The organism is Bradyrhizobium sp. JR4.1 (assembly GCF_040548605.1).
Lineage (GTDB): Bacteria > Pseudomonadota > Alphaproteobacteria > Rhizobiales > Xanthobacteraceae > Bradyrhizobium > Bradyrhizobium canariense.
Map to the genome: position 1 here is coordinate 1 of NZ_JBEPRY010000050.1, position 22,362 is coordinate 22,362.

The 22,362-nt window shown below is 58.9% G+C and carries 21 protein-coding genes and 1 pseudogene; 6 read left to right on the plus strand and 16 right to left on the minus strand.

Annotation, left to right across the window (positions count from 1 at the left end):
- Positions 1-146: 146 nt before the first annotated feature.
- The 10 genes from ABIB90_RS40430 to ABIB90_RS40475 form a co-directional block, all read right to left on the minus strand.
- Positions 147-479, minus strand: a complete 333-nt coding sequence (locus ABIB90_RS40430) for a DUF4236 domain-containing protein (protein ID WP_354202860.1) — start codon at positions 477-479, stop codon at positions 147-149.
- Between the two features lie 122 nt (positions 480-601).
- The gene (locus tag ABIB90_RS40435) at positions 602-1,006 is read right to left on the minus strand and encodes a hypothetical protein (RefSeq protein ID WP_354202861.1); all 405 of its coding nucleotides are present in this window, start codon (positions 1,004-1,006) and stop codon (positions 602-604) included.
- Positions 1,007-1,204: 198 nt separating this feature from the next.
- Positions 1,205-1,495 (minus strand): hypothetical protein, encoded by a 291-nt coding sequence (locus tag ABIB90_RS40440; protein ID WP_354202862.1) that lies wholly within the window; start codon positions 1,493-1,495, stop codon positions 1,205-1,207.
- Between the two features lie 296 nt (positions 1,496-1,791).
- Positions 1,792-3,360: a porin gene (locus ABIB90_RS40445; protein ID WP_354202863.1), complete on the minus strand. Its 1,569-nt coding sequence runs from the start codon at positions 3,358-3,360 to the stop codon at positions 1,792-1,794.
- A gap of 1,273 nt (positions 3,361-4,633) precedes the next feature.
- Positions 4,634-5,470 (minus strand): ABC transporter permease, encoded by an 837-nt coding sequence (locus ABIB90_RS40450; protein WP_354202875.1) that lies wholly within the window; start codon positions 5,468-5,470, stop codon positions 4,634-4,636.
- A gap of 42 nt (positions 5,471-5,512) precedes the next feature.
- Positions 5,513-6,445, minus strand: a complete 933-nt coding sequence (locus ABIB90_RS40455; protein ID WP_354202864.1) for an ABC transporter permease — start codon at positions 6,443-6,445, stop codon at positions 5,513-5,515.
- Entirely contained in the window at positions 6,445-7,443 is a 999-nt protein-coding gene (locus ABIB90_RS40460) for an ABC transporter ATP-binding protein (protein WP_354202865.1), read from the minus strand. Before ABIB90_RS40460 ends, ABIB90_RS40455 begins: the two co-directional genes overlap by 1 nt.
- The gene (locus tag ABIB90_RS40465; protein ID WP_354101855.1) at positions 7,440-8,426 is read right to left on the minus strand and encodes an ABC transporter ATP-binding protein; all 987 of its coding nucleotides are present in this window, start codon (positions 8,424-8,426) and stop codon (positions 7,440-7,442) included. Before ABIB90_RS40465 ends, ABIB90_RS40460 begins: the two co-directional genes overlap by 4 nt.
- 23 nt (positions 8,427-8,449) lie before the next feature.
- Entirely contained in the window at positions 8,450-8,950 is a 501-nt protein-coding gene (locus ABIB90_RS40470; protein WP_354202866.1) for a hypothetical protein, read from the minus strand.
- Between the two features lie 82 nt (positions 8,951-9,032).
- Positions 9,033-10,631: an ABC transporter substrate-binding protein gene (locus ABIB90_RS40475; RefSeq protein ID WP_354202867.1), complete on the minus strand. Its 1,599-nt coding sequence runs from the start codon at positions 10,629-10,631 to the stop codon at positions 9,033-9,035.
- Positions 10,632-11,025: 394 nt separating this feature from the next.
- Between ABIB90_RS40475 and ABIB90_RS40480 the strand changes: the two genes are divergently transcribed.
- From ABIB90_RS40480 to ABIB90_RS40490, 3 genes are all read left to right on the plus strand, one after another.
- Complete coding sequence (locus ABIB90_RS40480) at positions 11,026-12,225, plus strand: pyridoxal phosphate-dependent aminotransferase (protein ID WP_354202868.1); 1,200 nt, start codon at positions 11,026-11,028, stop codon at positions 12,223-12,225.
- 11 nt (positions 12,226-12,236) lie between these two features.
- Entirely contained in the window at positions 12,237-13,109 is an 873-nt protein-coding gene (locus ABIB90_RS40485) for an isocitrate lyase/phosphoenolpyruvate mutase family protein (protein WP_354202869.1), read from the plus strand.
- 370 nt (positions 13,110-13,479) lie between these two features.
- A complete protein-coding gene (locus ABIB90_RS40490) occupies positions 13,480-14,388 on the plus strand; it encodes a LysR family transcriptional regulator (RefSeq protein WP_354202870.1) in 909 nt (302 codons plus the stop codon).
- A 228-nt stretch (positions 14,389-14,616) separates the two neighbouring features.
- Here the strand turns inward: ABIB90_RS40490 and ABIB90_RS40495 are convergent, their stop codons facing one another.
- The 3 genes from ABIB90_RS40495 to ABIB90_RS40505 form a co-directional block, all read right to left on the minus strand.
- Positions 14,617-15,162, minus strand: coding sequence for a DUF2285 domain-containing protein (locus tag ABIB90_RS40495; RefSeq protein ID WP_354202871.1), 546 nt, complete (start codon positions 15,160-15,162; stop codon positions 14,617-14,619).
- Between the two features lie 46 nt (positions 15,163-15,208).
- Positions 15,209-15,403 carry a transcriptional regulator domain-containing protein gene (locus ABIB90_RS40500; RefSeq protein ID WP_354202872.1) on the minus strand — a complete coding sequence of 65 codons (195 nt, stop codon included), beginning with the start codon at positions 15,401-15,403 and terminating at the stop codon, positions 15,209-15,211.
- A gap of 185 nt (positions 15,404-15,588) precedes the next feature.
- Positions 15,589-15,942, minus strand: a complete 354-nt coding sequence (locus tag ABIB90_RS40505) for a DUF2285 domain-containing protein (RefSeq protein ID WP_502918266.1) — start codon at positions 15,940-15,942, stop codon at positions 15,589-15,591.
- A 463-nt stretch (positions 15,943-16,405) separates the two neighbouring features.
- Here ABIB90_RS40505 and ABIB90_RS40510 point away from each other — a divergent pair, with 463 nt between their 5' ends.
- Entirely contained in the window at positions 16,406-16,687 is a 282-nt protein-coding gene (locus ABIB90_RS40510) for a helix-turn-helix domain-containing protein (protein WP_354101746.1), read from the plus strand.
- A gap of 767 nt (positions 16,688-17,454) precedes the next feature.
- A complete protein-coding gene (locus tag ABIB90_RS40515; RefSeq protein WP_354202876.1) occupies positions 17,455-17,712 on the plus strand; it encodes a hypothetical protein in 258 nt (85 codons plus the stop codon).
- Positions 17,713-18,034: 322 nt separating this feature from the next.
- Here the strand turns inward: ABIB90_RS40515 and ABIB90_RS40520 are convergent, their stop codons facing one another.
- The 3 genes from ABIB90_RS40520 to ABIB90_RS40530 all read right to left on the minus strand — a co-directional run bounded on the left by ABIB90_RS40520 (position 18,035) and on the right by ABIB90_RS40530 (position 21,388).
- Positions 18,035-19,393 (minus strand): aspartate aminotransferase family protein, encoded by a 1,359-nt coding sequence (locus tag ABIB90_RS40520; protein ID WP_502918267.1) that lies wholly within the window; start codon positions 19,391-19,393, stop codon positions 18,035-18,037.
- 348 nt (positions 19,394-19,741) lie between these two features.
- Positions 19,742-19,945, minus strand: coding sequence for an SDR family NAD(P)-dependent oxidoreductase (locus ABIB90_RS40525; protein WP_354202873.1), 204 nt, complete (start codon positions 19,943-19,945; stop codon positions 19,742-19,744).
- A gap of 165 nt (positions 19,946-20,110) precedes the next feature.
- Complete coding sequence (locus ABIB90_RS40530; RefSeq protein ID WP_354202874.1) at positions 20,111-21,388, minus strand: aminotransferase class I/II-fold pyridoxal phosphate-dependent enzyme; 1,278 nt, start codon at positions 21,386-21,388, stop codon at positions 20,111-20,113.
- 668 nt (positions 21,389-22,056) lie between these two features.
- Between ABIB90_RS40530 and ABIB90_RS40535 the strand changes: the two are divergent.
- A pseudogene (locus ABIB90_RS40535) lies at positions 22,057-22,314 on the plus strand (transposase); the annotation flags it as partial.
- Positions 22,315-22,362: the final 48 nt, after the last annotated feature.

The following is a 22,362-nucleotide window of genomic DNA, read 5'->3' on the forward strand; positions in this document are numbered from 1 at the left end:
CTCCGGTCGGGCTACGCCCTCCCTGCGTCACGAGCCCGGCGAAGCTCTCTCATCCTGATTGACGCTGCACTTCCATCCTGATTGCCGCGCCGCAGACAATATCGCGATGAGTAGCTTGTATCGGCGCCAACGGCATCGGCCGGCTGTCAAGGTCTCTGAAATCTCGATGATGACTTGGCGACCAGTTCATCGATCGAAGCACTGTCGATGACAGTGCCTTCATCCGAACCGATTGGTTCACGGCTTTGGGAATTGGGCGCTTCCGGCAGAGCGGGCGGCGATGCGCCAACCGATGCGTAGGGCTGATAGAACGTCCACGAAACGCCCGAGCCTGGCAGGCCGACGGTCGTTCTCGTGCCGTGCGGCCCGATGGTGTAATGCAGTCCGCGCGGGCCAAACGAGACGCTCGCTCCGCTGCCGCTTAGATTTAAGCGGACGCCGGGGATAATCTTAAAACTACGGCAAAATCGGAAACCCATCTGGAAATCGGTCGCAAGTTGTGGCTTTGCTTCTTATCGCGCATAGATCGAACGTCTTCAAGAGGCGAGACAGGAGACTACAGACCATTTGAAAGCCGCTCGGACCGGGAAGCGCAAGCCGCTCAGTCCGCGCCATAAGGGATCTCCGACCGCTTGATCGTCAAGCGCATACGATGTGTGGCCAGTACGGCTTCCACCGCGATCGTTTGCTGTCGCCCCAAGGCGGGCGCGATGATGATTTCTTCGATGCCGTAATTATTGGGATGCAGAGCGGCATTGTTGATGACGACTTGGTCGAACTGACAAGCCCGGTATGGAACAAGGCCGGCTGGTGAGACACGCGTCCTCAGGCCGGCAGGCCAGGAAACTCCGACCCAAACCAGGCGCGACTCGCGCTCCTCTTGGAAGTGTTGGTTCTTGAGAACGGGAGCTGTCTTCAGCGCATGCGGCCACCAGGTCCTGACTTGGGGGCGGGCGCCCTCCGGCTCATCCGTCCCTTCCACCAGGCGTCCGAGGAGCAGCGTCACCGCCCCGTCAGCCGCCGCTCGTTGTTCTTCCGGTCATAGAGGACCGGCGTGATATCAAAGTCCTGGGCCCCGGCGTTCTGCAAAAGCCAGTCTGCATTGAAGCCGATTGAGAAGCCTTGTCCACGATTGTAGCCTCGCCATTGCGAGAGCAGATCACCTTCAGACGTCAGAGATCCGACGAAGCCATGACCTTCGCTGCTATGTGACCGTCTCCCAGGCAAGCGATGAGATATCTCTGATCTTGGCGCCACGACGGTCGATTGCGTCTAGCACGATCTTCCAGCCGTGCAGAAACTCCGATGTATCGTTGAGAAAGCGATAGTGTGACGTCATAGCGAGCGGCTGGCCACGATGCCATGGAGACCTGCGGCGGATGTGTAGTGGTACAGAATCATTCGTTTCCTGGATGGCCGAGCGATGGATTTCAACAAACCCGATGCCGGGCTGCTTGCGGTCATCTTTGAAGGAGATCGCGAATGTCTCGAACAATGATCTTCATCGAGACTGAGGCTCGTGAGAAGGGTCGCGGGGCCATGCGCCAGCATACTGGCGCACTCGATCTCCCAAGTGCCTCGGGTGTGTCAGCTTGAGCCTTTATCTGCGCATAAGGACCGGGATCTGCGCATAAGGACCGGGATCTGCGCATAAGGACCGGACGCGCCCCCTTTGACAAAAAATTGCCCATAGATGTAGGAGGCCCCCGGCGGGCATGCCGAAGGCCTCCTTGGAGGTTAACGTGGATTCATAGAGCCTTTTTTTCTCCTTTCGCTGGGTTTGGCAGAGACTCACCAGTTGCGCTGAGCTCGGAGCAACAGTGTCAGCGTACTCTGGTCCTTTAACGCGTAGGTCGCAGCTGGTTTGGCGACGGCCGCCTGCAGCGGCAATGTTACCGTGCTTCCGCTCGCGTATTTTTGGTCGAGCATGGTGTAGGCGAGGTCAGCCGTAAAGGTCAGATTCCTGATCGGGGTCCACCGCGTGACGAGGCCAACAACCCCGTAATTGAAGTCGGGATTACAGCCAGCCATGCCGCTCGAAAGCGCAAGTCCCGCAACGAACGCACCGCAAATGTAGCTCTTGGCAGTGCTTCCATACCGAACGGCGGCCCACCCGCCATAAACGGCCGTATTCCACTGTGGATCCCAGTTATGGGTGTAGCCACCACGGAAGCCGTAGGTCGTGGTCAACTCCTGACCGGCGCCTGCAACGAACACGGAATCAGACGGACCGGCCAGGCCGACGCTCTGGTAACCGCTAGCCGGGCCCGTACCGCCGTACATCGCGTACGTTGTCGCCATCAGGTCGTTGAAGTTGTAGCGGGTCGCCCCATTCGTATATGCGCCGGACAAGTTGATCGTGTCACCTGCCCCAGTCGGGATGTTTTTGAGTGATAAGGCCAACTGAGCCGCCCAGCCCCACTTGTCGCCTGGATGGCCGGTGGTTTCGTCAACGCCGTAATAGGCCGCATGGTTATCGTGCGCAGCAAATGACGCCTGAAAGAGGCCCCAGCCCTGATCGATGCGCGCCATCGCGATAAGGTCAGGAGAGCGCGAAGCGCCGATGTCGTTGGCGCCGTACGCCCCCGTCGCGAGGCCGGCAGCCGTTGCGCCGCTCACGTTCCAGATGTTGGTTGTGCCATAAACGACTTGGTCCTGCGCCGAGAGAGACGCTGTGATGCCTTGGCCGAAATCGGCGGTATAGGTCAACTGGTTCACGCCGGTGACCCAGCCACCGCCACCGGGTAAATCGTCATATTCGTTCGCCGGATAGTTGGTCCAAGGCGCGGAGAACTGCGAGACCGCCTTTCCCACGGTAAAGCCAGCGAACTGGATAAATGCGGAGTAGACGCCGAGCGATCCCTGTGCGATCGCTCCAGTGCCCTGTCCTCCGGACGCAGCTGCGTTATAGGTGGTTGCGCCTCCGGCGCCGCCTGCACCGGCACCGGTATAGCCACCCGAGGTCCAGCTGAACACGCCTTGGAAGAAGGTGCGAACCGCGCCGTACTCGGTCGCAGTGCGCGTGTCGATGCTCAAGCTCTCCCGCGACCGCCAGGTGTAGTCATTGCTGAGGCGATTTCGAGCTCCCGCCACACCATTAGCTGCTGGGTCAAAGTCGCTGTTGCTGTTCAACACCAAGTCAGCGCGCAGATAGCCACCCAGCTTGATGCACGTGTCCGTGCCCGGAATGTAGTAGAAGCCGGCGCCATATGGCGAGCAAACCTTCACGTACTCGATCGCCTTGGCCTTGACGGGAAGATCAGCTGCCTGTGCAGCTTGCAACGCGAATAAGCCTGCCGCTGACGTCAGTACAAGCCGTTTGATCGTTCGATGTCGGGAGCTCAGATTTGAGAATGTCATTGCCGTATCCTCTGGGTCAGAACTTGTGCGGGCGAGGCTGTATCGTTGGGACGCAAACATTCGGTGACAAACATCAAATCGTGCGATGAGACGTTCTGATTTGATGATGGAATTCCACGAAAACGCGATCGGCTTGAAAACAAGGCGCAGTACCGATCGCGAGCCGACGGCCCAAGCGATCGAAGAAGACTCTGTTCACAGAGCATGACGGAGCTTTTTGGCTCCTCCTTTTGCGTTCGTGATGAGCACCTCAGGGATGGAATGTGGGCACAATGCATCTGCAGCTAAAATCTCAGCCGGCGTTTCGCGCGCCTACAGCGCCGAGATGGCTCGGTCAGAGCTAAGGCTGCGTTTGGCCGAAACTTGATGTGGGCACTATGGAGTCGGCATGGTGCTTTATTATTGCCGCTTGCGCTGAATGCCAAAGGCACGACCTTGAAGCCGTCTCCATCGTCGATCAGGTGACGCAGAGTGAGAGTGGCGGGCGGCAGTCGCCGGAAATAGGCTCACCAAAACTCAGCCGGAAAGTGCGTAAGCTCAGCTCTTCGGCCAGCCCACTTCCGGCCAGCATTGAGCTTGAGGCAGGCAGTACGCGATCAGATCGCCAAACGCGACCTTTTGGTCGTTGAGCAGTCGGGTCTTAAGTACGGCGTCAACTTAGTGCAAACATGCACGCGCGAGGCATTGATACAAGTTCACGCCCACGAGCACCGGTCATAAGTCGCGCCACAAGCATGGTCTCCTGACTCAGGTCGACCTCCCGGCCCCCCGCGACCAGCGCGATCCGTATCCTCTCTCCTTTTCCGCCCAGAGAGATGAAGCCCGCCATTGCCCCGTCAGCCGCAGGTCCAAGATCAGGAATCCAAAAGTGATGCTCGCGCGCCGCAACCCGTCGTCAGTTGTCGACATTCATCCTTGAGCTCAGCATCAAGCCCGCATGCAGCAAGACAGCAGATTGTGGCCTGCCCTGAAGTTTCGCCTTCGCGCCCAGGATGATGGCGCGCGTGTACGTTACCGCATGATTGGCTCGTGCAGCCGACTGGTGCTATCGCCATGCTCGCGTGACGACAGCATACGGTTAGCGTCGCGACCAGCAACAGCTCACATGCCCAGCTAGTCCATCAAGCCCAGCCGCTCGGGTCTCCCGGCGGATCCTGCCTCCGGGCAACGAAGTGCCCTTTACTATTCGATGACGCCGCCGCCGGATCGCTGCAGCTTGTCGAGAGGCGGGAAGTCGCAGGGCTGAGAATCGACAGCAGCGTTCTGGGAGGCCTCATGATAATGTCTTGTCGATGCGGTCGCGCAGCCAATCGCCGACGAACGAAATCGACAAAGCCGTGAGCGAGATGACCAGTGAAGGGAGCACAAGGATCCAGGGAGCACGAGTCAGATAGTCACGACCGTAGCCGACCATATTGCCAAGCGACGTAAACGGCGGCTGCACTCCAAGTCCGAGAAAGCTAAGACCGCTCTCGAGCAGAATGATGTCCGGAAACGCGAGCGTCACGGTGACGATCAAGGTCGACGCGATGTTCGGCATGATGTGGCGCAGGTAGACGCGCCTTGGCGTCGCGCCAAGCTGGCGCACGGCGATCACATAGGCTTGTTCGTTGGAACTCATCGCAAGCGCGCGGGTGATGCGGGCGTAGCGTTCCCATCCGTGCAGACCAATGAGTCCCACGAAGAGGAGAAGAGAGTTGCCGAAGAAAGCAAGCACTGCGAGTGCCAAGACGAGAAACGGCATGCTTGCCTGGAAATCAACGCAACCGAGGATGACCTGCTCTACCCAGCTGCGGAAGTGAGCGGCCAAAACGCCAAGCGTGATGCCAAGGACGGCGCCGATCAACGTCGCCCCGAAGGCAATAAGGAGGCTGATGCGGATCGATATGACCAGGCGCGCCAGCACGTCCCGGCCAAGCTCATCCGAGCCGAAGGGATGCGCGATGGTTCCGCCGAGGCCAAGAGGTGCAGCGAGGCGATGATGAAGGTCGAGGGCTGCATAGTCATAAGGGGCGAGGCGATCAGCGAAAACTGCGACAAGAAGCATGATGACCAGCCAGGTAACCGCTATTCCGATCGCGCGGTCGCGCCACCACCACAGCCTGCGCATCCTCGAAGACGGCAGAACTTTTTCTGCAGAAATGCTCGACACTTATCGCCTCCCAGAGCGCAAGTCGCGCAAACGTGGATCGAGCATGCCATAGAGCAGATCGATCGTGACATTGGTGGTGATCATGGCGGCGGCCACGACGAGCAGGATGCACTGGACGACAGCCAAATCACGACTCGCAACTGACACGACCAGAAGGCTGCCAATGCCTGGCCACGAAAACACGCTTTCAACGAGCACCGTTCCCGCGATGAGATTGCCAACCATGAAGCCGACGATGGTCAGCACCGCTATCGCGGCGTTGGGCAGAGCGTGGCCGGTCACGACGCTGGGCCAAGGCACGCCCTTGGCGCTGGCGGCTCGAATATAGGGCTGTCCAAGGACCTCGAGCATGGCGCTGCGGCTGAAGCGGGCCAAAACAGCTGCGCCGCCCAGACCGAGCGTGATGACAGGCAGCACCAAATGCTGCCAACCGCCGGCGCCGCCCGAGGGGAACCAGGGGAGCTCGACTGCGAAAGCCAGTACCAACACGAGGCCGAGCACGAAAGATGGGACGGTGAAGCCCACGACGGCTACCATCATCACCAATCGATCCGCGATGCTATCTCGTTTGAGGGCCGCGAAGATGCCGGCCGGAATGCCGATCAACAGATTGAGGATCAGTGCCGGCACAGTCAGCATCAGCGTGACAGGAATGCGCTCGGCGACGACGGTAATCGCGGAACGCCCGTCACGCATCGATTGACCGAGATCTCCATGAACGACCGCAAGGAGGTATCTGGCGTATTGCACCCAGAGTGGCGCATCGAGCCCCCAGGCCTTTCGGAAGGCCTCGACCGCTTCCGCAGGGGTTTCCGGCGACAACAATGCGCGGGCGGGATCGCCAGAGGCGCGCAGCACCACGAATGCGAATGTGACCACAACTCCGATGGTCAGCAACGCGCGCGCCAAGCGGACCGCTATGAAGCGAGCCATCATGCCTCCTTGTCGAGTTCGGCACCATGATCGCCGATCAGATGGCAGGCGACGCGGCGCCCGTCAGGAGCGGATCTGAGCTTTGGGGCGAACCGCGCGCAAAGTGGAAGCGCTACCGGACAGCGAGGATGGAATGCGCAGCCGCCCGGTCGCGCAGCCGGATCGGGCGGATCTCCTTGCAGGATCGTGCGAGACCGATGTCTCCCCGGCCTGGGCACCGCGGAAACGAGCGCCCGCGAGTAAGGATGCAAAGGATCCAGAAGAACCGCCTCAGAGGCGCCTTCCTCGACGATGGCGCCGAGATACATCACAGCAATCCGATCGCTGATCAGCCGGACTACTCGCAAATCATGGCTGATGAAGATCATCGCCATGTGCCGCCGCTCCTGCAGGTCACGTAGAAGATTGATCACTTGCGCCTGGATCGAGACGTCGAGCGCCGATACTGGCTCGTCGCAGACAATGAGATCTGGATCGGTCGCAAGCGCACGAGCCAGGACGGCACGCTGGCGCTGGCCGCCTGAAAGCTCGTGCGGATAGCGCCTGAGGTGATCGGTCCTGAGCCCCACATCGGCGAGAAGCGCATCGACCCGCCCGTCTCGTTCCGACTTGCTGCCAAGCCGATGAATTTCGAGAGGCTCGGCCATTTGCGCGCCGATCGTCAGGCGGGGATCGAGCGCACCTAGCGGATCCTGAAACACCATTTGGATTCGCATCCTGAGCCGGCGCCATCGAATATCGCCCATAGCAGGCAAGGCTTCTCCGCGGAAGGTCACCGTGCCGGCATCCGGTCGGTCCAGGCCGATCAGGAGCCGGCCCGTAGTGGACTTACCGCAGCCGGATTCGCCAACCAGTCCGAGCGTTTCGCCGCGAGCCAGCCGTAGAGAGAGCCCATTGACCGCGTGGACCATCACCGAACGGTGGAAAAGGCCCTGTCGCAAGCGATAACGGCGGATAAGCCCATCGGCCCGGAGGATCGGCGGAGCAGTCCCGGTCATGCAGCCACGACCCCGCCCGTGGGCGGTTCGCTCGTGACATGCAAGCAGGCAGCCCTGTGTCTGATGTCGCCATCCAGCGAGGCGAGCTCAATCGCCCATTCACTGCAGCGTCCGATCCGCCGATCGCAACGAGGGGCGAAAGGACAGCCTGGCGGAAAATCGGCTGCATTTGGCACGACACCCGGGATGGCCGAGAGGCGTTGCCGCGGCGCATCCAGACTTGGAAGAGCCGCAAGAAGACCTCTCGTATATGGATGAGCAGGTTGGTCAAACAGACGGTAGGCGGGCAATTCTTCGACGATGTGCCCCCCGTAAAGGACCATGACGCGTTCACAGATCTCGCTGACGACGCCGAGATCATGCGAGATCAGGACCAGCGCCATGCCTGTCTCGCGCTGGATCTGCCGCAGAAGCTCAAGGATCTGCGCTTGAATAGTGACATCCAAGGCGGTGGTAGGTTCATCAGCGATCAAGATGTCGGGCTCGCCTGCAAGAGCCATGGCGATCATGACGCGCTGGTTCTGCCCGCCGGATAATTCGTGCGGATAGGCGCCAAGCCGGCGCGCTGCATCGGGGATGCCGACTTGGTCGAGCAGACGTCGCGCTTCGGCAAGCGCCGTGCGGCGGTCCATGCTGCGATGGAGCCGCAGGGCCTCAGAGATCTGATGGCCCACCGTGTGCACAGGATTAAGCGCGCTCGCCGGGTCCTGGAAGATCATGGCGATCTGCCCGCCGCGCACCTTGTCGAGGCGAGAGGCTGGCGCATGGAGCAGCTCCTCTCCGGCCAGGCGTACGCTGCCCGTTATTTTAGCGCGCCGCGTCAACAGTCCGAGCGCAGCAAGCCATGTCACGGATTTGCCGCAACCGCTTTCGCCGACCATGCCCAGCGACTCGCCACGCCCGAGAGTGAGATCGATTCCGCGCAGCGTGGGCACACAGTCGAACGCGACACGCAAACCTGCGATCTGAAGAAGCGCCTCCATGCGAGGTCCCTGCCCTTCCCGCATCATAGGGATCGCACCAGGTCGGCTGGAACGCCGCCCTTGCCACGGCAAGAGAGAAACGATGCTACAGCGGCATCCTCGGGTGGCAACTCGGCCGACATTCGGCGATCGGCCGCAAGCGTGCCTACCCCGCGCGCCAATTGCGCGACAGGTGCGCGCGCGCGCCTGGAACGGCCGGCATCGACAACGTCGGCAAAGGAGCACGAATGCACCCCACCCCCGAATGAGAGCGTACCATGCGCCTCGGAACGACCGATGTTCGTGCAGCTGTTAAACATGGGCCGGCCCCCCCCAACAGCCTTGACCTCGCGTCCGATCTCAAGGCGCTCCGTCACTTTCCGGTGCGCTATCAGCTCGTCGGCGCAGATCGGAGCCACGCCATGATGAATGCGGCGCGGCGTCCGCGCCTCCCCGACGGCGCGGCGCTCCCGTCGGATCGTCCACGAGACTTTGAACAGGATTGCGAGATCGCCAGCGGCAAGGTTGTCGTCAAACCAGCTCATCGCCAAGACCTCTGGCCGAGGGCTAGCTCCAAGGGGGGATTGCTATCGCACAATGGTTGATTCAAGGTGTGCCTCATCGCGATCAGGTCCGGATCAGAGCTCTGTTGAACGGGCCGAAATTGAGGTCGAGCGTTAGCCCCGGCAGCCACGGCACGTCGCGGCGCTTGCCATAGAACTGTCCCGATACGTGCAGGATCACGCAGGGTGGATCGATCTCGCTGATGATCTCGAGCATGCGACGGATGATCGGCCGGCGCTGTTCGGCCTGGACGGTGTCCTGGAGCTTGGCGCCGAGCGCAAAATATTCCTCGTTCCTCCAGATTCCAATTGACTTTGGCAGGGTGCCGCTCGGACCGTATTCACGCCAGGGATGGCCGAGATGATCCAGAAAGAGTGCCGTATTGGACGTATCAAAGATGGCACGCACCGGCTGGTGCTGAATTTGCGCGAAGTTTTCCATCATCTGAAGTTTGACGTTCAGGCCAACCGCACGCCACATCTCGATCATGGTCTGCGCGCCAGAGACCTGATTGGGGTAGTAGTTGTTGAGCAGACGATAGGTGATCTGATCTCCCTTGTAGCCCGCTTCGGCCAACAGCTCCTTGGCTTTGTCGGGATCATAGGCAAGCGAGGGGAACTCGTGGATGTAGCCTTCGCCGTAGCTCGGCAACTGGTAACCGTTCGGAATCGGGAGCCGGTCCTGCCACAAGCTCTGCACGATCAGTTTGCGGTCGAGCGCAAGGCTCATCGCACGGCGAACACGCGCATCCTTTAAAATGGGATCGGTCTGATCGAAGACGAGCGATCGGATATTCTGCACGGCACCACCGACGACCTCGAGATCAGGACGCTTCTGGATGCCCGCGAACTGGTCCGGCGGAATGTCAGTGGCGATGTCGAGCTCGCTGGCGAGCAGGCCGTTCACGCGCGCGGAAAGTTCGGGAATGATGCGGTATTCGATGCCATCGAACGGCGGCCGCCCGCCCCAATACGCATCGTGGGCGGTCAACGAGACACCAATATCGAGCTTGTGATCGACGAGCTTGTAGGGACCGCTTCCGACAGGGGCTGTGGTCCAGCGCTCCCAGGAGCCTGCTGCCGCGAAGGCGCGCTGGCTGACGATCTCCGATCCCCAAGCAGCCAGACGCTGCTCGAGGAGCGCGTCACCGCCCTTTGCATGCACAATGACGGTGTAAGGATCGACAATTTCGACCTTCTCGAGCCGATCAAGCGACTGAAGCGCCTCGGACATTCCGCTGCGTCCGGGTCCCAGCAGGTGGTCAGGACCAAGGCTAAAGGCAACATCTTCGGCCGTCAAAGGCGTTCCGTCATGGAAAGCCACTCCCTTGCGCAGGAACAGCCGCAGCGACTGCGCATTGACCCGCTCCCAACGCTCGGCCAAGCCGGGCCGTAGCGCCATGTCGTGGGCGTGGTCGAAGGTAATCAGAGTATCGAAAAGCTGCGGCATGATCCGACGAATGGCAGTATCGGTCGCGATGACCGGGTCAAAGGATCGCGGAAATCCGGACATGCCGACCCGAAGGCGCCGACGCGTCCATGTCTTAGGCTCGCCCTGCGCAGCGCCGGCGCCTGTGCTGGCCAACACGCTTGTGGCAACGGCGCCTGCGATGGCTTGCCGTCGCGTCAGATCAATACGGGTCATCACCGCCTCCGGTTTCACTTCCATTGATACGAATGCCACGACCGTGAATTCTTAAGATCGGCCCAGACTTTGGCGGACCACCGAAATTGGGCGCTTGTGTCGTTCAGGCCTATTCGCGATTGTGCGCGACCTTAAAACCCTGAACTGCTACGTCAGAATGACATTCATCGAATAAGTCGATGTAAGCTTGCGAACATGCGATGGTCGGCGATCCTGGCTCAGGCTGATGAAGAGGAAGAGCTGCGACGCAAAGCACCGCGCGATCGCCCAACAGAGCCGCACGAAGAAGCGATACAATTATCGTAATCTTCGATGATTTTATCCAAAGCCGCGATCACGGGGTTAGTTTGGTCGTTCGAGTTCGGATAGATCCCCACGAAACCGCTCATTCGAACGCATAGGATATTGTCTCTTGTCTCTCGTTTCAGAACGGCTCAAGGTCGTCCGTCCCTCTCAAACCAAGGTCATGACGGCTCGCGCCGCCGAGCTGCGCGATCAGGGCGCCGATGTGATTACGCTCAGCCAGGGCGAGCCGGATTTCGACACGCCGCCCGCCATCTGTGAAGCTGGCATCCGGGCCATCCGCGACGGGCACACGAAATACACGGCGGTCGCCGGAATCAAGCCACTGCGGGCAGCAATTCGCGAGAGCCTGCGTCGCGATCATGGGCTCGACTACGGTATTGACCAGATCACAGTGGGTTGCGGCGCCAAGCAGGTCGTGTTCAACGCACTCTTCGCCAGTCTCGATCCGGGCGATGAGGTTGTGATCCCGACGCCATGCTGGGTCTCCTATCCCGACATGGTGGCGCTGGCCGGCGGCAAGCCGGTGCTCGTCGCCTGCGATGAACTCCATGGCTTCAAGCTGCGCTCCGAGGCCTTGAAGAAGGCGATCACGCCGCGCAGCAAATGGTTGATATTGAATTCGCCATGCAATCCCACCGGGGCGGTCTACAGCCGAAGTGATTTGCGCGCGCTCGCTGCGGTGTTGCGCGAGCATGCCCATGTGCACGTGCTATCCGACGACATCTATGAAAAGCTCACCTATGACGCCGACTTCGCAACGATGGCTGCAGTCGCGCCGGACCTCTACGAGCGCACCTTAACAGTCAACGGCGTGTCCAAGGCAGCCGCAATGACGGGCTGGCGCGTCGGTTACGGTGCAGGACCTCTGGCGCTGATCAAGGCCATGAACCTCATCCAAGGCCAGACCTCCTCGCACACCAGCTCGATTTCTCAATATGCCGCGCTCGAGGCGCTGTCAGGGAGTCGGGACCATATCAAAGAGTTCGCGCGCGCGTTTTTGGAGCGCCGCGACCTTGTCGTCGCCAAGCTGAATCAGGCCAAGGGGCTTGCTTGCCGTGTGCCGGACGGCGCTTTTTATGTTTTCCCCTCCTGCGCGGGTGTCATCGGCAAGCGCACGCCGGACGGCAAGGTGATCGAAAGCGACACCGATTTCGCCATGTATTTGCTCGACGCTTTCGCCGTGGCTGTCGTGCCCGGCAGCGGCTTCATGGCCTCGCCCTATATCCGGATTTCCTATGCTTCCTCGCTTGAGGAGCTCACCCGGGCTTGCGACCGTATCATTGCAGCCTGCGCGACCCTGTCCTGAAAGATCATCTGATGGCCCCTGCCAAAAGCCTGCGCGCCCGCATGGCCGAGACTGCCCTGGTCCACATCATGGCCGCCCACAGCCCATTTTCAGCGATTCTCGCGCAAGAAGCCGGATTTGACGGACTGTGGGCGTCCGGCTTCGAGCTGTCTGCGCTGTATGGTCTGCCGGACATGAGCCTGATTTCGATGACACAGCATCTGGACATGCTGCGGGCGATCGCCGGACGCACGAGGCTGCCGATCGTCGCTGACATTGATACGGGCTATGGCAATGCGATCAACGTCATTCACGCTATCACGGAATATGAGCGGACCGGCGCCAGCGCCGTTGTCATCGAGGACAAGACCTTTCCAAAAGTGACGAGCCTTGTTGCCGACGGCCGTCAGGACCTGTTGCGCATTGAAGAATTCCAGGGAAAGATCGAGGCTGCCATCACGGCAAGATCGGATCCGGATTTCCTCGTCATTGCCCGCACCGAAGCTTTGATCGCCAGCCTCGGCGAAGCGGAGGCCTTGCATCGGGCACACGCTTATGCGGAGGCTGGCGCGGACATGATCCTGATCCATTCGAAAAGGAAGGCTCCTTGCGAAATCGAAAGCTTTTCGCGCGCCTGGACCGGATCGGTGCCGCTGGTGATCGTACCAAACGCCTACCCTGACCTCGACGCCAAGCGGGTCAAAACGCTGGGCGATGTTTGCATGATGATCTATGGCAATTACGGCATCCGTGCTGCTGCAACCGCCATGCAGGAGAGTTTCCGCCGGATCATCGCTGACGGCGGCGTCCAGAACGTCTACAAGGATATTGTGCCGGTGGATGAGATTTTCAGGATCCAGAATATGCACGAGGCCAAGGCGGCTGAAGCTCGCTTCCTTCGCTGAACGCTGCGACTGATACCTATTGTCGAGATTTTTGCGACGGCACTCAGCAGAGCCCTGCCCGGGCGCAATCCTGACGCTGTGGAGAGGTAGCGGGCCTGTCATCCAGACGGCCCCCGATGTCGATTGCGACATCAGCGATCGGTCACCCTTGTGACACCTGGAGATCCACCTCTTAAAAAGACGTCGAAAGCAATCGATGTTCGCGAGCCAGACGCACGAACCGTACCGAGAAGGCGGATTTTGTGCGCGAGATATCGTTTATACGCGGTAATCCGGCTATGCACATAGAATAATGTGATGGAGCATTCATTACTGGCAATCGGGCCGCCGTGACAATCGGCGGACAATCCAGAAGCTACCGGAGCAGAAGATGGCTGCCGAACACGATGACGTGCCTCTCAATGCTATCCGGGCGTTTGTGACCATTGCGCGCGAGGGTAGCGTAACGCGTGCAGCGAGCTCATTGGGAACGACACAGAGCTCGGTCAGTCGTTATTTGGCTGTGTTACAAGACTACTTTGGTACGGATCTTGTACAACGGCGAGGCCGGCGGAGCGAATTGACAGAATTCGGTCGGCTCTTCGCGAACGCCGTTGCCGAACCGCTCGACACGGTGTGTTTCACTGCGAAGAGAATGCGGCGTAAAAGCCGAACGGACGCTAATCGAATCGTGGTCCGCACGTCTCTTTCCACCTTCGCATACTCTTTTCTGATTCCAAATCTCCAGGCGTTCTCTGCTGAGATGGGCGGCGTAGTCGTCGACGTGATCAGTTCATTGTCTCCGCCGAGATCCTCGGACAATTTCGACATCTTGCTTACTCGCGATCTTTGTGTCGTTGAGCCGGCTGACGATTGGGCAATCCACAATGAGACGCTCGTATGCGTAGGCTCGCCAAATCATGTCATGGGAAAAACGCTCGCAACTGCCCGTTCGATGCCAATTCTGAACATCACATCGCGGCCCGACATACTGCCCACATGGCTCAGGGCCATGAACCTGACCGCAAAGGACATCAAGTCGGGGGCGCGATACGATCATAATTACCTTGCTTTGCCGGCCGTCATAACCGGGAAATGCCTGCTGGTAGCGCCTGAAATCATTGTCAGCGATCTCGTGCGCACGGGGGCGCTCCATGTGATACCGGGATCGCGTACTCCAAGCGGTATGCAGTATCGGGCCTATGCGGTGGACCGAAGTGACAATCCCGAAGTCGCTCGTGCGTTTTGCCGATGGGTCGCTCGGCTCTGTAAAAAGGCCGCAATTCCGGAAGCCGCCTAACCGCGCATTCGGTGACAGCAGAAGTTCTCGATGCTTTGAATAATGCTAGCGCATGCATTTGCACATGCAGACCGTTCCCGATCGACGTCGAAGCTTTGTTTGGCGAGTACCGCAGCCAACTTGCACTCCAAAACGCTAACCGCGCCCCCGCCAGAACCCTTTCCGCCTTCAAACCGGCCAACTAGGATCGTCTTGTGAGATATCCGGACCGTACCATCCACCAAAAGCTCAGGACCCCTCGCCCCTGTCTTTGCGGTTACGACGGAGCAATGCGCGATAGCCGACTCGCATGAGACGCAGTCCCGTCTGGACTAGGCGAATGGTCCGGCTGCGGAGATGGTCTGTTTTCCAGCCGCGATCGGGAATGCGATGCTTACCGAATAGGCCTTGCGCGATCTCGCGATAGTTATTTCCCTCCAGCGACCCATCGACTGCACGCAAGGCGAGGATGAGCCGATGACGGGTCAAGATTGGCAGCGCCAGAGGACGTGGTCCAAGGGGCCGCCGTTCGAGCGCCAGCGAAAGTCGATGAGCTGCCCGCAAACGGACCTCGAAATTGCGATCGAGCGGCAGGTCGACAGCAACCGATGAGGCGCCCGATGGAAGTTCGCTTAGCCACAGGCGATGCTTCGCTCCTCCCAGCGCCACGATGGCATGCCATCCGTCCGGCGCGCAACGAAGCTCGCTGTCCGCTAGCTTGCTGAAACCCAGATCGTACCGTTTGGACGCTGTCGAGCGGACAGCGGCGCGCACGGACAGCACGGTCGACAGCACTTCAGGCGGCCAGAAAATGGCTTGTTGGTCGAATGTCTTTTGCGGATCAGCTGCGAAAAGACAGCCCCCACTGCTGTCGGAAGCGGCCCGCCATCGCGCTGGATCGTTCGCTGGCGGCCAGGGCCATATACTCCCTTTGGTACCCGCAATTGCGGCGCAGCCACTCCCAAGCTATGTCCGCAGCTTCTGCTTTCTTGGCGTCAGGATAGCCTTCCGCTGATTTCCAGTTTGCACCCGGCATTGTACCACTTTCCCCGTATGTTTTTGCGCTCTCCGGCGGATCCAGTCGACCAGACGAAATCGAGTCATACACGCTCCTGCTTAGTCGGCGGGAGCGCTGGTGACCCTCAGTCACCCAACGCACGCAAGGAATTGCAGCCCGATAAATGCGACTATTTCTGATTGTGCCGATGCAAAACTTCGCTGCTAATGCAGTTCCGCGATGGGACTATCTAATTTTGCGATCGGACATGAACAGAAGTCACACCCTTTTCGAACGCATTCATTGCTCACTCTTCGGCCAACCGCGCTCCAGGAGATGCCGAAAGCCCTGACGCGCCGCCCACTTGGCGCGAGCCAGATGACTTTCAAAAGTACGGCGGGCGCGATCCCGATCAAGGGTGGGATCATACCAAGCACGATGCGCGCAACATCGCGCCAATCACCCTTATCGGCCTCGGCATCCAGCAGACCCATATAGATGACAGCATGTTGCTCGTCATACGGCGTGAGCTGGGGCGCGTTAGGCGCGGAATTTGCGATCTTGGGATCGGGCGGCACTGCCTGAAAGTCGTACCAGATTGAGAAGCATCGATTCAAACGAGGTAGCCGTATTCGGAGCCTCTTCGGAGAGAACCGATTGCCGCGGTCTGCAGGAACATTCCTTGCCAAAGCCAATTAGTGGCTGGCAGCGCCTGTTCCCATCGTTCCCTTCGATTTCGCTCGCTCAGACCGAAGCCAGAATGCATCTGATCGCAGTCCGTTACGCGCAGAGCGCGATCAGCAGAACTGCCGTCCTGTGTGCGGCGCCGTCGGCCCGAATCAAGAGGTCGACATCGGATGTTTCTCGTCATAACTCGTCACATTGGCTCGTCCGTCGCGACATAGCGACGTCTGGATCCAGTACCAGCTCTTTCACTTAGCTTACGCGCGGACTCTGCTCATCTGTATTCGAGGCGAGCCTACCGCAATAAGCCGGTTATAGCCAGTGGTTTGATGGCCGTCAGAATGGCTGCTTTAGCGCATGAAAGCTCGTGCGCTTGTGGCCTGGAATGTGCGCCGGATCCGCGTAGATCGCGGTATATCGCAAGAGGGGTTGGCGTACGATGCACGGGTTGACCGCTCCTATTTGGGCGGTATCGAGCAGCAATCGGAGAACCCGACAATCGATATTCTCGAGCGCATCGCAGAAACGCTTGATGTTCATTTGTCTGAATTCTTTCTTCAACCACCCAAAGGTGCGGCGCCGCCAAAGACCTTGCGTAAGGGTCGCAAGCCGGCGCGTTCACGTCGAAAAACGAAATAGTACTCCTCGATGACGGGATTTATCTTGCTGCCCAAGCGGCAAACATCAATGTCGCAATTGCCGCAAACGGCGGCAGGGCACATTTCCTCGTTCCAGCGAAGGCGAGAACGATCTTTCTTACTAGAATTGGTAGCGGGAGTCGCTTCGTGCTTGCTGTAGACTTCGTCATCGAGATCGCTGACCGGTTCGCGGCTAAGGCGCCGTAATTTGTGACCGCGATCAGCAACGATCGTGCCAGATGACTACAATCCTGAAGGCTCTCAAAAAAAAGCGGGACCGAATCCCGCCATTCATTAATCGCGATCTAAGAACGGAGCTGCAGATGCCAAGTTCGATGGGTACTCCATTTATCCCACCAGCACTCACAAAATATCACGATGATGCATCGCGGACCAGGTGCGGTTGCGCCCGGAGGTGCCAAGCGAGCTTGGCTAACATCCCGATGGCAATGACGTCGTTTGCGCTTGGCTGCGCTGCGGCGGCGAACGTTCGGCGTAGTGTTCGTTGCGCACATGAGCCCAAGGAAAGTGCAGCAGCTTTAATCAAGTACGGCACCATAGCGGCGTGCTGCTTGAAGCTAGCGGACAACTCATCGGCGGGCACACTAAGCGAGCCGATCAGCTCGTCTATCCCAGCCGAAAACGGGGATGGTCTCGGGGCACCAACACACGTAGGCCATTGTCCGCTCGTGCTCTGCAGCGAACCGATTGCATGAAATGTGCGGTGATTTCCAAACGATGAAGCTGCAAACTCATGGGCACATGGTCATGAAGCTTGTCGAATTTCCTTCCGGACGCTCCACGAGCTCGACCGTCTTTGTTGGCAAGAATCGTTTTGGCAACTGGGTCGTCCGCGAACAGAATGGTATTTTTGGTGGCCTGTTCGCGAGTCGCGCGCAAGCGCTCAAATACGCACTGTGCGAGAATGGCCAACATCCAGAAGCTATCCAGGAGGTATCTCGCGAGATCGAACTTGTTTTTCCCACAGTCAGCACGAGGCGCGATCCTAATAAATCGGCGCAATGACGAATGTTGAGCGAAAACAGACCGCCATGCTCTTATGTAAACATGCAAAGTGGCTGTTGGACTATCACGAGCAGCGAAAACGTGGACCTCGGTCTTGCGCCAAGAGGCCGGGAACCGAGTCGGATCTTCCGTCGACGCTGTTGCCACGCAAGTTCACCCATGGCCAAATCCCGGAAGGAATTCTGAACACGTTTCTGCGCGGCCGCCAGGTTGGGGGTCTTCGCCCTTTAACTGACAGCTGTCGATGTCGGCCCATTGATTGCATCTCAACAATCATGATGCCGGAAAGCACTGCCGACACAGTGCGTTCATTTGCGTACCGTTATCGGCCGAAAATGTCTTGATGGCTGTCGAGAAAGCCGCCGAACACCTCCACGATGAACTCAGCGTCGGCGCGCGTCATCGGTCTCGAGATCGATGCGGCAGCACCATACGGCAGGATGATGCCGTTCTCCGCAAAGAAGCGTACGAGCTCCTTCATTCGACCTGCTCCGGCAGGCGTAAGATAGGCCTCGCGGTAGTCATTCGGGGTTTGCGCCTTCGGATGGATGCGAAACAGTGAGGCGGCTCCGGTCACACACAGCGGCGCGTCCCTGGCCGAGATAGCTCGACAAATCCCGTCCCGGACAATATCTCCAAGGATCTCAAGATGTGCAAAAGCCGCTTGATCCAGATGCCGCATTGCGGCCAGCCCCGCTGTCATGGATAGTGGATTGGCGGAGAACGTACCGCCTTGCGGAAGCAGCGGCCGACCCGCTGAGGCATCGAATACCTTCATTACGTCCTCGCGACCGCCGATTGCTCCAATCGGCAAACCGCCACCGATGATCTTGCCCATCGTGATGAGGTCCGGAACAAGGCCGTAACGTGCGGAAGCACCCTGGAAACTCTGCCTAAGATTGAGGACCTCATCAGCAATCACCAGAATGCCGTTCTTGCGGGCAGATTCCTGCACCGCGACCATGAATTCAGGCTTTGGCGCAACGAGGCCACCGCGGCTCGGCATCGGATCCAGAATGACGGCGGCAAGATCGTGCGCATTCGATGATATCAAGCGGCGCACCCCTTCAACATCATTGAAACGGAGCACAACTACTTCGTCGAGCACGCTCGCAGGCATCCCGCGATAGAAGGCGGTGGACTTGGGCTCGACGGCGTCCCCCCAATTATCGGGCGTCGCTGCTTGACTGACCTCGACCCAGTCATAGGCGCCATGGTAGGCGCCCTCGAGCTTGGCAATCTTCGGACGTCCGGTGAAGGCCCGCGCAGCTTTGATCGCAAACAGCACGGCCTCAGTTCCCGTATTGACGAAACGAACACGATCAACCCGCGGAATGCGGCCGCAAAGTAGTTCAGCGAGTTCGATCTCCCTCTCCGTCGGATTTGCGAAGCAGGTGCCGCGCTGGAGCTGATGCGTTAGCGCTTCCACAACGGGCCCGAAGGCATGTCCATGGATCAACGTCGTAAAGTTGCAATTAAGGTCAAGAAACGAGCGGCCATCAACATCGAACAGATAGCTGCCCATCCCACGCTGGATGTAGAGCGGAGTCGGATTTCGCTCAATTGTTACCCGCGAGGTGCCGCCTGGGAAGACCTTTTGGGCCCGGACAAAGTTCTCGTTGGACCGCCCAGCGCTCAGAAATCCAGGCGAAATATTCGAACCTGCAATCTCCCGGTTCACAATGTCCTCCTCTTTTCTTTGCCAATGTTGAGTGGGCCAACCAACAACCGTCGCCGCGCCACAACTTTCGGCCTTGCTGTTCGGCTTCCGGGACTGTCGGAGGGTCTCTGGAGTGACATCGAGCCAATTTGAGCAGCCCGGCGACCTGAAAATCGCCGGACTATCTCCCTTGCTTCGCATTAACCTCTAAGGGATTGCGGGGAGTGTCATCACTTGAATATGCGGCAGACTCCCTAGGTGCCCTCAGATTAGTTAGCTACAGCATAGCCTTGTACGGCGAGATGCTAATTGACCGTACACACCAATAATATATCGAGATACTACCTACTTTGGTGCTACCTACTTTCGCTATCGCACGGTTGTGTGCATTGTCTTAAGCATGTGTCGCGTTACGTCAATTCTTTCAGCATAGAATTGATCTTCTGCACAGCCGAAAAGATTAAGCGCCCGCTCTACGTGTTCCGCTTTTGTCGACACAAAAGCGGCGCGATAGCCATCGACCAAGAGCCGGCGCACGATGCCCAATCCAATCCCGCGCGCTCCTCCGGTCACAAGCGTAACGCGCCGGTCGCCTTAGTCACTGGGTTTTTCTGGCTTCAGCATGATCAGAGTGCCGCAAACACGTAAGGAGCCAGCACCGGCCCGTCGAGAACATTGGCCCAAGCGCTTCGGAAGCTCCTTCGTCGAACAATGGATCGAGGCGGCTGAGCCATCACATCACCGCAGAGGGTATGGCTTTCCGGTTGCTTCTGCCACTGCAACCAAGATGCAGTCGCACAACCGCTCAATATCCTTTTCTTCATGATCGGCCGTAATGCACACTCGAATGCCCGCCCTTCCTTGCGCGACCGTCGGGAAGAACGTCACCGAAGTGTAGAAGCCAGCATCGAGAAGCTCTTTGGTGATTGCAATCGCCTTGGTTTCCGATCCTATTGCAATCATTCTGATGGGAAATGCGTTTCCTTGCTGGGCGGTTGCAACATGACGATCAAAGAGCTTAATACGCTGCGTTAACCGCCTTTGCCGATCGCCGAGTTCTGCGGAGCCGTGAATCTTACATGAGCCAAGCGCCGCACCAAGCGCCGCCAGATTGGGCGGCACCGAAAACGCATAAGGAATGGAGTACCGTCGAAACAGAGCTTCTTGGTCAGCCGTTCCGAGCATCACCATGCCGCCCGATGCGCCGAAGCCTTTAGCCAGCGAGGCTACTATGATCGTGCGGTCACCCAGCACTTGCGGAAATTGAGATCGAGCAAATCCTTCACCTTGGCGTCCGAAGATCGATATTCCATGAGCATCATCGATATAGAGAAAGAGCCCGTACTGCTCCTGGAGTTGCCGCAATTCTTTGATGGGCGCGTTCCCCCCCATGGAGTAAATACCATCGCATACGTAAGCAACCACTGGATGTTCGCGGCACAAGCGCTCAAGAGCGCTGATGTCGTTGTGCTCGATGGTTTCCAGACGGGTTTCATCAGCGACCACTGGCTTGTGATAGGCCAGCGATATGTGCGCCAGGCGGTCGAATACGACAAGCGGCTTTCTTCCGCCCGTCAATTGCCCTGAGGAAAGGAGGGGCATCGCACCTAGATTGGCGAGCATGACAGTGGAGAAGGCGAGCACGGATGCGCAGAATATCTCCGACAGGGTCGCCTCAAGCTCCGCCAGGAGATCGAAATTGAGGCGCGTTCGTGCGCATGACCAGTGCAATGACCGATGCGCCTCAATCGCATCGATCGCGCCAGCGACGATCAGCGGATGATTGTCCAGGCCAAGGTAGGAACATCGCACGAAATCAGTTTTTTCCGGTCGACCTTCAAGTGGACCGGATCCTAAAGCAAAGGCGCGTCCGGTCGTGGCTCGTCCATGGACGGCCATCACACCAGCTTCATGGGCTGCATCGAAATAGGGACGACTCTTATTGATCATGTAAGAGGTGTTCCGAAAATGCCCGGCCGGCCGACCATTTTCAGAGAGTGGGCTCCGCTGCGGCATCTGATTCTCCTTTCATTTGCCAAGCATGCAGAGCCCTCGGCTTAACTGAGTAGTATGGCAGGCGCTTTGACGATCGCTTACGCTGGACCCTTTACGCGCGGCTCGACCGCTTCCTTAGTTGAAGAACGACATTATATCGGCGGGGTCGCTTGGGGAGCTACCAGATGGGATAGCTTAGCTTTGCCAGCTTCGAACAAGACGCTGATGCCGGAGCCTCGTTGACACGATGGCCACATTCCTTTGATGGATAAGATAGGGAAACGAAGACCGCGCACACGCGAATAAACAGCGGGCACAGCTGCAGCTCTCAAAGATCGCGGCCGAAGTGTTGATGCCTCTTGTTCACCGCACCTGGGTGGCGATGGGCAAACACTCGCTCCACTTGAATGGACTTAAGGTCCACGCTGCGTGATCTTGTGCCAAGCTGCCTGGCAGACCGATCGTAGGTTTTTGATCGAGATCAGTGGGCGCTTGTCAGGGAGCCAGTTTTGGATGCCCTCCGCTTCCCCGACTGTGCCTTGCCCGGCCGCTGTACGGCCGACTGCCCACACCCGGGCGGCAAGGTGCTGGCCATAGTCAGGAGAGCCGGCTCCGCAAATTTGAACAGGTCGGTAAGTGGAGTTTCTGCCTGACAGCGGGCACGCTGGTGCCTGCGATCAGGAGCGACGATGAGCAGACGAGCACGCCGAAACCACACACCGACCTTCAAGGCGAAGGTGGCGCTTGCCGCCGTGAAGGGCGACCGCACGATAGCTCAGCTTGCCGAGCAGTTCGACGTCTACCCCAATCAGATTACGGCGTGGAAGGCGCAGCTGGAGGGTGGCGCTTCCGGAGTGTTTAGACCTGGCGGCGCTGCGCCGGCGACGCCTGCGATCGATCTGAAGTCGCTGCATGCCAAGATCGGGGAGCTGACGCTGGAGAACGATTCCTAAGAAACGGCACCAGCTCCCGGTTCCAAGGGGTGCAGGACAAAG